Raw genomic sequence first — 10769 nt, 5'->3', positions numbered from 1 at the left:
CTCGCATCGAAGTGGCGCTTTTGACGGCACGGTCATGGCTCTGGGGAGATGAAAGAGTTGATCAAACTAATGCCGTGCTTCCTCTGAAAGTGAGTTGAACGATGCGGGTGCTCCGTTCTCCAGAGCGGGGCCACTAGCGTGAGAATCCCCACGTGTTCCTGATCTTTGGCCGCCGGCATGAAGGTTTTCCAAATCATTCGCTGTTGTTGCCTGACAGCCCTTCTGGTCACGTCTTGCTTTGGCAGCCTTCCCGTTCAGGCTGCTGATCTCTCCTTTACGGCCAACGGGCACAGCTTTGTTGCCAATGCAGTCCGGGATGTGGCGCCGTCGGTCGTAAGGATTGACACCGAACGCTTGATCGAGCGGCAGCCTTTTGATCCGAATCTGATTGATCCTCTGCTGCGTGATCTCCTGGGAGAGCCTGGCTATGGAATTGGCCCTGAGCGACAGAGGGGTCAGGGGTCAGGGGTTGTGATCGATGGACATGGTCTGGTTTTGACCAATGCCCACGTTGTTGATCAAGTCAGCACTGTCAATGTGACCTTGTCCGATGGGGAACAGAGAGACGGGGAAGTGATTGGTCAAGATCCGGTCACCGATCTCGCGCTGGTCCGACTGTCTGGACGAGCTCTTCCCTCCCCGGCAACCTTGGGGGACTCTGAGGCCTTGGAGGTTGGTGATTGGGCGATTGCTTTAGGTACTCCCTTTGGCTTGGAGCGAACGGTCACGTTGGGCATTGTCAGCAGTCTTCATCGCAATATCAGCAGCCTCGGTTTTTCCGATAAGCGTCTGGATCTGATTCAGACCGATGCAGCCATTAACCCTGGTAATTCAGGCGGGCCGCTCGTGAATGCTTCCGGTGAAGTGATTGGCATCAACACGCTGGTTCGCTCTGGTCCAGGGGCCGGATTGGGATTTGCGATCCCGATCAATTTGGCCTCCCGAGTCGCTGATCAACTCCAGAAGGACGGTGAGGTTGTACATCCCTACTTAGGCGTCCAACTTGTTCCTCTCACCGCTCGGATTGCGCGCGACCATAACCGTGATCCCAATGCTCTCGTTGAATTGCCTGAACGCTCCGGTGCCTTGGTGCAATCAGTTCTTCCCGATAGCCCTGCTCAACGGGCTGGATTGAGGCGAGGTGATCTCATTGTTCAAGCTGGCGACGACACCATTCGAGATCCTCAGGATTTGTTGAAACAGGTGGACCAAGCTGAAATTGATCAGCCCTTGCTGTTGCAGGTTCTTCGCAATGGGGGAGATCTGCAGCTGTCGGTGAAACCGGCTCCTTTGCCAGGAATGAGCTGAGAGCTCTTGCTACGGTCTCGCCCTCAGCAGCTGATCGATGTCGGATCTCCAAACTCAAATGAAGCAAGCCGTCGCGGAGGCGGCCGTTGCGCAGATTCGTGACGGCATGGTGGTGGGCCTCGGTTCTGGGTCCACTGCCGCTTTGATGATTCAAGGCCTCGGGGCACGACTTGCAGCAGGTCAGCTCCATGACATCGTCGGCGTGACCACCTCGTTTCAAGGAGAGGTGCTTGCCGCTGAGTTGGGGATTCCTCTGCGTGCTTTGAACGCCATTGATCGCATTGATTTAGCGATTGATGGTGCTGATGAAGTGGATCCTTCCTTTCAGTTGATCAAAGGTGGAGGTGCCTGCCATGTACAAGAAAAGCTTGTTGCTGCCCGAGCAGAGCGTTTCATTGTCGTGGTTGATTCCACAAAGCTTGTTCAGCGTTTAAATCTCGATTTCTTACTCCCAGTTGAAGTGCTTCCAGGAGCATGGGTGCAAGTTCAATCCCAGCTCAAAGCAATGGGAGGAGTTGCCGAATTGCGTATGGCAACCCGTAAAGCTGGCCCAGTGGTGACCGACCAGGGCAACCTTGTTTTGGATGTGCGATTTGAGGATGGAATCTCTGATCCGATTGCCCTCGAGGGTGAGATCAACAATCTTCCTGGTGTTTTGGAGAACGGCCTCTTCGTCAACCTTGCTGACGAAGTTCTCGTTGGTGAAATCAAGGATGGCGTTGCTGGAGTCCGAAGTCTTGAGCGTGTGGTGTAAGACCGCTTACTGAAGACGGATCCGTACCGAATTGGCATGGCTGTGGAGACCTTCGCTGATGGCCAAGGTCTCCACAGCCACCCCGGTTGCATCAAGGGCTTCCTTGTTGAACTCGATGAGCGAGGTGTGACTCATAAACGTCTCCACGCTGAGGGCACCGCTAAACCGAGCGGCGCCGCAGGTGGGGAGTGTGTGGTTAGGACCGGCTAAGTAGTCTCCGACCGCCTCTGGACTCCATGGGCCAATAAAAATAGCACCTGCGTGGTTGATGCGGTCAGCCATCATTCTTGGTCGCTCGACAAGGAGTTCCAGGTGCTCTGGGGCGAAGCGATCGCTGAGACTTGCGCACTGTTCAAGGCTGTCGCAAGTCACAATCACTCCCCATTGGCTTAAGGATTGCCGGCAAATGCTCTCGCGAGGATGGGACGCCAACTGACGTTCGATCTCTGCAGGGACGGATCGAGAGAGCTCCTTTTCCGTTGTGAGCAGGATGGCTGCTGCCAGTGGGTCATGTTCTGCCTGAGCGAGGAGGTCGGCCGCCACCTGCTCTGATTTGGCCGTTTGGTCGGCGATCACCAAGACTTCACTTGGACCTGCGAGAGAATCGATGCCTACCTGGCCATAGACCGATTTTTTGGCCAACGTCACGAAAAGGTTTCCTGGTCCACTGATGACATCAACCTTCTGGACGGTTTCTGTTCCGTAGGCAAGAGCTGCGATTGCTTGTGCACCGCCGACTCGATACACCTCCCTGATCCCAGCAATGTGAGCGGCTGCAAGAACAGTGGTGTTGATCAATCCGCTGGACCCAGCAGGGGTGACCATCGCGATTCGCTTTACGCCTGCAGCTTTTGCAGGCACGGCATTCATCAAAACTGTGCTGGGGTATGCAGCTCTGCCCCCTGGGATGTAAAGGCCTGCTGCATGGACTGGGCGCCAGCGGCGACCGATCTGCTCTCCATGAACACCAGAAACGCTGAGGTCAGAGGGACGTTGCCGCTGGTGAAAGTCTTGGATGCGTCTGTGCGCGAGATCTAAGGCATCACGAAGGTTGGCTGGCGTGTCATTCCAGGCTTGTTCCAGTAGGCCTGGGTCGATACGAAGAGGTTCTGGGCGGAAGCCATCAAATTTCTCTGTGAGGCTTATGAGAGCTTGATCTCCCTCCCTTTTGACCTGCTCCAAAATCTCTTGCACCCGTAGCTCCGCTTCTCGCTGGGTCGCTCCGGTTGTTCTTGTCGCGATCCGATCGAGTTCTTGTTCAGCTTGCGCCGCGGTGCTGATGCAACGCATGAGACCGGCAGGCGGATGCTCATTGCTCAGCACTGTCATCTCCTGATTGACGTTCGCCCTCAAACTAAATGGCCCTTGAAGCATGTGCTCGATGATTTGCGGGGCGGTGGGTTATGGTCACGGATTGTTGAACTGAAATCCGGCTCTGTGGCCAATAACAAGTCATCGAAGAAGCGCGTCGAGATCGGCGAGCGCAATCGCTTACAGAACAAAGCGTATAAATCAGCGCTTCGTACTCTCATGAAGCGCTGTTTCACTGCCTGCAGTGCCTACAGCGAGGCCCCAGGAGATGAGGCTAAAACCACGCTGACAACCAGCCTGAATGCAGCATTCAGCAAAATTGATAAAGCGGTCAAGCGTGGTGTGATGCATCGCAATGCCGGAGCTCATCAAAAGTCTCGTTTGAGTACTGCCGTCAAGCGCGCTATTGAGCCAAGCGTTAGTTGATCTCCCCCCGGCACAATGGGCCTGAAGGCGCGTTTCAGGTCCTGATCTGATGTCCACACCCACCCTGATCGACAGTCACTGTCACATCGTTTTCCGCAATTTTGAGGAGGATCTTGATGAGGTGGCTTTTCGATGGAGAGAGGCAGGTGTTACTGCCTTGCTGCATGCCTGCGTTGAGCCTTCGGAGATTCCGGCGATTCGTTCGTTAGCTGACCGTTTCCCTGAGATGCGTTACTCCGTTGGAGTGCATCCTCTCGATACGGAACATTGGGCTGCCGATACCGTTGAAGTTTTAAGCGCTGCTGCCAAGGACGATTCACGTGTGGTGGCGATCGGGGAGCTTGGCCTCGATCTGTTTCGAGACAAGAATCTCGATCAGCAGTTGTCCGTGCTTAAGCCTCAACTGGATCTCGCTGTGGAGCTGGATCTACCCGTGATTGTTCATTGCCGCGATGCAGCTGAACCGATGCTGGCTGAACTACGAGAGAGACAACTCAGAGGCAATTGCCCGCGGGGAGTGATGCATTGTTGGGGTGGGACGCCATCTGAAATGGCCGCATTCCTCGACTTTGGCTTCTACATCAGTTTCAGTGGCACGGTCACCTTCCCGAAAGCTGTCGACACGCATATCTGCGCTAAAGACGTACCTCAGGACCGATTTCTTGTTGAGACTGATTGCCCATTCCTTGCCCCAGTCCCCCGGCGCGGCAAGAGAAATGAACCTGCTTTTGTGGCATCAGTTGCCGAGCGAGTGGCTGAACTGAGGGGGCAGACTGTGGTGGAAGTGGCGGATGCCAGCACTGCGAATGCCAGACGCTTGTTCGCCCTTCCCTGACAAAAAGGCTGCTTTAGTGGAGGTGGAAGTGTACGATGTTCAATCGGCCTGGCCAAGATGCAGTTTCTGTGTTTTCGGCCCCAGAAGCGTCCATTTCCTTCCGGTTCATTGACGACGTCATCTGTTCAGACCAAAAACCTCTAGAGCCATGGAGTACGGCAGTCGTTCCTAGATTGGGATGGCTGCCTCTTCTTGTGGTGATGAGATTTGGATTTTTGAAGATTTGACGATCCTTCAGGCCTTTGTTCCCACTTTTCAACTGCAGGTCTCCGCATGAGCAGCAGCGCGATTCAAGTCGCCAAGACCGTCACCTACCTGCCCGATTTGGTAGAGGTGCAGCGGGCAAGTTTTAAGTGGTTTCTGGATAAGGGTCTGATCGAGGAGCTGGAGAGCTTCTCACCCATTACGGATTACACCGGCAAGCTGGAGCTGCACTTCGTCGGCAGTGAGTATCGGCTGAAGCGTCCCCGGCATGATGTTGAAGAGGCAAAACGTCGAGATGCGACCTTCGCGTCTCAGATGTATGTAACTTGCCGTTTGGTCAATAAAGAAACGGGTGAGATTAAGGAGCAAGAAGTTTTTATTGGAGAACTTCCATTGATGACTGAACGTGGAACGTTCATCATCAATGGTGCTGAGCGGGTCATCGTCAACCAGATTGTTCGTAGCCCTGGCGTTTATTTCAAGGATGAGCAGGATAAAAACGGTCGTCGTACTTACAACGCAAGCGTGATCCCTAATCGTGGAGCTTGGTTGAAGTTTGAGACGGATAAAAACGACCTGCTCCACGTTCGTGTTGACAAAACACGCAAAATCAATGCCCACGTTTTGATGCGTGCGATGGGACTGTCCGACAACGATGTTGTCGACAAGCTCAGGCACCCCGAGTACTACAAAAAATCGATCGAGGCCGCGAACGACGAGGGCATTAGTTCAGAGGATCAGGCTCTCCTTGAGCTCTACAAAAAGCTGCGTCCAGGTGAACCACCTTCTGTGAGCGGTGGCCAGCAGCTGTTGCAGACCCGGTTTTTTGACCCCAAGCGTTACGACCTAGGACGTGTGGGTCGTTACAAGATCAATAAAAAGCTTCGGCTCACGATTCCCGATTCGGTCCGCACCCTCACCCATGAGGATGTCCTGTCCACCCTCGATTACCTCATCAATCTCGAACTTGATGTTGGTGGAGCAAGTCTTGACGACATTGACCACCTGGGCAATCGTCGTGTTCGCTCTGTGGGAGAGCTTCTTCAGAACCAGGTTCGCGTTGGCTTGAATCGGCTTGAGCGGATTATCAAGGAGCGGATGACAGTTGGTGAAACCGACTCACTCACTCCTGCTCAATTGGTGAATCCCAAGCCGCTTGTGGCGGCGATTAAGGAGTTCTTCGGCTCCAGCCAGTTGAGCCAGTTCATGGATCAGACGAATCCCCTCGCTGAGCTCACCCACAAACGCAGGATTTCGGCCCTTGGCCCAGGCGGCCTCACCCGTGAACGCGCAGGCTTTGCTGTTCGAGATATCCACCCTTCTCATTACGGTCGACTTTGTCCGATTGAAACCCCAGAAGGCCCGAACGCTGGTCTTATCAACTCTTTGGCTACCCATGCCCGAGTCAACGAATATGGCTTTATCGAGACTCCGTTCTGGAGAGTCGAGAACGGAGTCGTTCAAAAGAGTGGAGACCCGATTTACCTCTCTGCGGACCTCGAAGATGAGTGTCGCGTTGCTCCCGGTGACGTTGCCACGGATGCAGATGGCCAAATCTTGGCTGAGCTCATCCCCGTTCGCTACAGGCAGGACTTCGAAAAAGTTCCGCCTGAGCAGGTCGATTATGTGCAGCTGTCCCCGGTGCAAGTGATTTCAGTGGCAACGTCACTGATTCCTTTCCTGGAACATGACGATGCCAACCGTGCCTTGATGGGGTCCAACATGCAGCGTCAGGCGGTGCCTTTGCTCCGTCCGGAGCGACCTCTCGTTGGGACTGGCCTGGAAACTCAGGTGGCTCGTGACTCAGGCATGGTCCCCATTTCACGAGTGAACGGGACCGTGACCTTCGTTGATGCCACGGCGATCGTGGTGCGAGATGAAGAGGGCTACGACCACACGCATTTTCTGCAGAAATACCAGCGCTCTAACCAAGACACCTGCCTGAACCAACGCCCTATCGTTCGACAGGGTGATCCGGTGATCATCGGGCAAGTTCTTGCTGATGGTTCAGCTTGTGAGGGCGGAGAAATTGCTCTTGGTCAGAATGTTCTGATCGCCTACATGCCTTGGGAGGGTTACAACTACGAGGATGCAATCCTTGTGAGTGAACGTTTGGTTAATGATGATCTTTATACTTCCGTTCATATTGAGAAGTATGAGATTGAGGCCCGTCAGACTAAATTAGGGCCTGAAGAGATCACCCGTGAAATCCCCAACGTTGCCGAAGAAAGTCTCGGTAACCTCGATGAGATGGGGATTATTCGGATCGGTGCCTTTGTGGAGAGTGGAGACATTCTCGTTGGCAAAGTCACTCCGAAAGGTGAATCTGATCAGCCTCCCGAAGAAAAACTGCTGCGTGCGATTTTCGGCGAGAAAGCACGTGATGTCCGCGACAATTCTTTGCGCGTACCCAGCACCGAACGTGGCCGTGTCGTCGACGTAAGGATTTACACCCGTGAACAGGGTGATGAGCTACCCCCTGGCGCCAACATGGTGGTGAGGGTGTATGTGGCCCAGCGCCGCAAAATTCAGGTCGGCGACAAAATGGCTGGCCGCCACGGCAACAAGGGCATTATCAGTCGCATTCTTCCCCGTGAAGACATGCCGTACTTGCCTGATGGCACTCCAGTGGACATCTGTCTGAACCCCTTGGGTGTGCCGAGTCGCATGAACGTGGGGCAGGTCTTTGAGTTGTTGATGGGTTGGGCGGCTGCCAATCTCGATTGCCGCGTCAAAATCGTTCCCTTCGACGAGATGTATGGCCCTGAGAAGTCGCAACAAACAGTTCAGGCTTACCTCAAGGAAGCGGCAAGTCAGCCAGGAAAAGATTGGATCTACAACCCCGAAGATCCAGGAAAACTATTACTGCGCGATGGACGAACTGGCGAACCTTTTGACCAGCCTGTGGCGGTTGGATATTCCCACTTCCTGAAGCTGGTACACCTGGTGGACGACAAGATCCATGCGCGCTCCACTGGCCCTTACTCCTTGGTGACTCAGCAGCCATTGGGTGGTAAAGCCCAGCAAGGTGGACAGCGTTTGGGTGAAATGGAGGTGTGGGCACTTGAGGCCTATGGAGCCGCCTACACGTTGCAGGAGCTGCTCACTGTCAAGTCGGACGACATGCAGGGACGCAACGAAGCTCTCAACGCCATCGTGAAAGGTAAGCCGATTCCTCGTCCGGGAACACCTGAGTCCTTCAAGGTGCTGATGCGCGAACTCCAATCTCTTGGTCTGGATATCGCTGTATTCACTGACGAGGGCAAAGAAGTGGACCTGATGCAAGACGTGAATCCTCGCCGCAGTACCCCAAGCAGACCCACCTATGAGTCCCTAGGCGTCGCCGATTACGACGAGGACTGACGGATCAACGAACGAAACGACACAACCGCCTTCATTCTTAAACGCCAATGACCAACAGCAATCTGCGTACAGAGAACCACTTCGACTACGTCAAGATCACACTTGCATCACCCGATCGGGTGATGGAGTGGGGTCAGCGCACCTTGCCGAATGGACAGGTGGTTGGAGAAGTGACCAAGCCTGAAACCATTAACTACCGCACGCTCAAGCCCGAGATGGACGGCTTGTTCTGCGAAAAGATTTTTGGTCCCTCTAAGGATTGGGAATGCCATTGCGGTAAGTACAAGCGAGTCCGTCACCGCGGGATTGTTTGTGAGCGGTGTGGTGTTGAGGTCACGGAGAGCCGAGTGCGTCGGCACCGCATGGGCTTCATTAAGTTGGCGGCCCCCGTCTCTCATGTTTGGTATCTGAAAGGGATCCCAAGTTATGTGGCCATCCTTTTGGATATGCCTCTGCGGGATGTTGAACAGATCGTTTATTTCAACTGTTATGTGGTGCTCGATGCGGGCGATCACAAAGACTTGAAGTACAAGCAATTGCTCACGGAAGATGAGTGGCTTGAAATTGAAGATGAGATTTACGCAGAAGATTCAGAAATTGAGAATGAACCCGTCGTTGGGATTGGCGCCGAGGCTCTGAAGCAGCTGCTTGAGGATCTCGAACTTAATGCTGTTGCTGAACAACTACGTGAAGAGATTGCTGGCAGTAAGGGACAGAAGCGCGCAAAGTTGATTAAGCGCCTTCGGGTGATCGATAACTTCATCGCCACCAACGCCCGCCCCGAATGGATGGTGTTGGACGCGATTCCGGTTATTCCCCCAGATCTTCGCCCAATGGTGCAGCTGGATGGTGGCCGCTTTGCGACCTCTGATCTTAATGACCTCTACAGAAGGGTCATTAATCGCAATAACCGTCTTGCCCGCCTTCAGGAAATTCTTGCTCCGGAAATCATTGTCCGCAATGAAAAACGGATGCTCCAAGAAGCGGTTGATGCCCTAATCGATAATGGTCGACGCGGTCGAACTGTTGTTGGAGCTAATAATCGTCCGCTTAAGTCACTGAGCGACATTATCGAAGGCAAGCAGGGTCGTTTCCGCCAAAACTTGCTTGGCAAGCGTGTTGATTACTCCGGTCGTTCCGTCATCGTGGTGGGACCCAAGCTGAAGATGCATCAGTGTGGTTTGCCTAAGGAGATGGCAATTGAGCTCTTCCAGCCGTTTGTGATCCATCGCCTGATTCGTCAAAACATCGTTAACAACATCAAGGCAGCCAAAAAGCTGATTCAGCGAGCTGATGATGAGGTGATGCAGGTGTTGCAGGAGGTGATCGATGGTCACCCAATCATGCTGAATCGCGCCCCTACTCTTCACCGGCTAGGGATCCAAGCTTTTGAACCCAAGTTGGTGGATGGCAGAGCGATCCAACTTCACCCCCTTGTGTGTCCAGCGTTCAACGCTGACTTCGACGGTGACCAGATGGCCGTACACGTGCCACTCGCAATCGAGGCACAAACGGAAGCGCGCATGTTGATGTTGGCGAGCAACAACATCCTCTCTCCAGCAACGGGCGATCCAATCATCACGCCATCCCAAGACATGGTGTTGGGTTCCTATTACCTAACGGCTCTGCAGCCCCAAATGCATCCGATTGAATTCGGTGATCGATCCCGCACCTACTCCAGCCTTGAAGATGTGATTCACGCCTTTGAAGACAACCGAATCACTCTGCATGACTGGGTTTGGGTGCGCTTTAACGGCGAGGTTGAAGATGAAGACGAGCGTGAAGAGCCCATCACCACTGAGACCCTTAGCGATGGCACGCGCTTTGAACAGTGGACCTACCGCCGTGACCGCTTTGACGAAGACGGCGCTCTGATTAGCCGTTACATCCTGACGACCGTAGGACGTGTGGTGATGAATCACACGATCATCGACGCAGTGGCAGCCACCTGAAGCCCCTCTCACAAAGCTTTTCCTTCCCTTCTGTTCCAAGCGCTGTCATGACCTCAACTCCTTCCAAATCCCGTAAGTCTGCTAAGGCCGCCAAGGCTGCCAAGGCTGAAGCCGCAGCTTTTGCTAAGTCCCGTGCACTTGCTAAAACACCGCCTCCATTCCGTAACCGTGTTGTTGATAAAAAGGTCCTGAAGGAACTTGTTGCATGGGCCTATAAGAACCACGGAACGGCTGCCACCGCCTCGATGGCAGATCAACTCAAGGACCTTGGTTTCAAGTACGCCACTCAGGCGGCTGTGTCGATTTCAGTGAACGACCTGAAGGTCCCCGCTGCGAAGAAAGATCTGCTCGATCAGGCTGAAGAACTGATTACTGAGACCGAAGAGTCCTATCGGCTTGGTGTCATTACAGAGGTTGAGCGTCACACCAAGGTGATCGATACCTGGACTGAGACCAACGAGCGCTTGGTTGATGCTGTCAAAAAGAACTTCAACGACAACGATCCACTCAACTCGGTTTGGATGATGGCCAACTCTGGGGCTCGGGGCAATATGTCCCAAGTCCGTCAGCTGGTGGGCATGCGCGGTTTGATGGCGAACCCTCAAGGGGAGATCAT

Annotated in this window: 7 protein-coding genes and 1 pseudogene; 7 read left to right on the top strand and 1 reads right to left on the bottom strand. The window is 53.9% G+C overall.

The genetic code is table 11. The annotated features are described in order from the left end of the window. Window positions 1–177: 177 nt before the first annotated feature. Complete coding sequence (locus NCN04_RS03595; RefSeq protein ID WP_048347188.1) at window positions 178–1308, top strand: trypsin-like peptidase domain-containing protein; 1131 nt, start codon at window positions 178–180, stop codon at window positions 1306–1308. 37 nt (window positions 1309–1345) lie between these two features. Beyond that, entirely contained in the window at window positions 1346–2062 is a 717-nt protein-coding gene (gene rpiA / locus NCN04_RS03590; RefSeq protein ID WP_250395198.1) for a ribose-5-phosphate isomerase RpiA, read from the top strand. A 6-nt stretch (window positions 2063–2068) separates the two neighbouring features. Here the strand turns inward: rpiA and hisD are convergent, their stop codons facing one another. Continuing rightward, complete coding sequence (hisD, locus tag NCN04_RS03585; RefSeq protein ID WP_371190308.1) at window positions 2069–3391, bottom strand: histidinol dehydrogenase; 1323 nt, start codon at window positions 3389–3391, stop codon at window positions 2069–2071. Window positions 3392–3499: 108 nt separating this feature from the next. On the opposite strand from hisD, the gene rpsT reads away from it, so the two are divergent. The 5 genes and pseudogenes from rpsT to rpoC2 all read left to right on the top strand — a co-directional run. Further along, the gene (gene rpsT, locus NCN04_RS03580; protein WP_048348307.1) at window positions 3500–3799 is read left to right on the top strand and encodes a 30S ribosomal protein S20; all 300 of its coding nucleotides are present in this window, start codon (window positions 3500–3502) and stop codon (window positions 3797–3799) included. 49 nt (window positions 3800–3848) lie between these two features. Beyond that, the gene (locus NCN04_RS03575) at window positions 3849–4634 is read left to right on the top strand and encodes a TatD family hydrolase (RefSeq protein ID WP_250395197.1); all 786 of its coding nucleotides are present in this window, start codon (window positions 3849–3851) and stop codon (window positions 4632–4634) included. A gap of 273 nt (window positions 4635–4907) precedes the next feature. Then, window positions 4908–8201 (top strand): DNA-directed RNA polymerase subunit beta, encoded by a 3294-nt coding sequence (rpoB, locus tag NCN04_RS03570; protein WP_011620265.1) that lies wholly within the window; start codon window positions 4908–4910, stop codon window positions 8199–8201. Window positions 8202–8248: 47 nt separating this feature from the next. Next, entirely contained in the window at window positions 8249–10153 is a 1905-nt protein-coding gene (locus tag NCN04_RS03565) for a DNA-directed RNA polymerase subunit gamma (protein ID WP_250395196.1), read from the top strand. Window positions 10154–10200: 47 nt separating this feature from the next. Further along, window positions 10201–10769: pseudogene (rpoC2, locus tag NCN04_RS03560) on the top strand (DNA-directed RNA polymerase subunit beta'); the annotation flags it as partial.

This window comes from Synechococcus sp. MU1655 (genome assembly GCF_023630655.1).
In the GTDB taxonomy this organism is placed as follows: domain Bacteria; phylum Cyanobacteriota; class Cyanobacteriia; order PCC-6307; family Cyanobiaceae; genus Synechococcus_C.
Note: the sequence above shows the minus strand (reverse complement) of the source record. Positions and strands in the feature narration are given on the sequence as shown.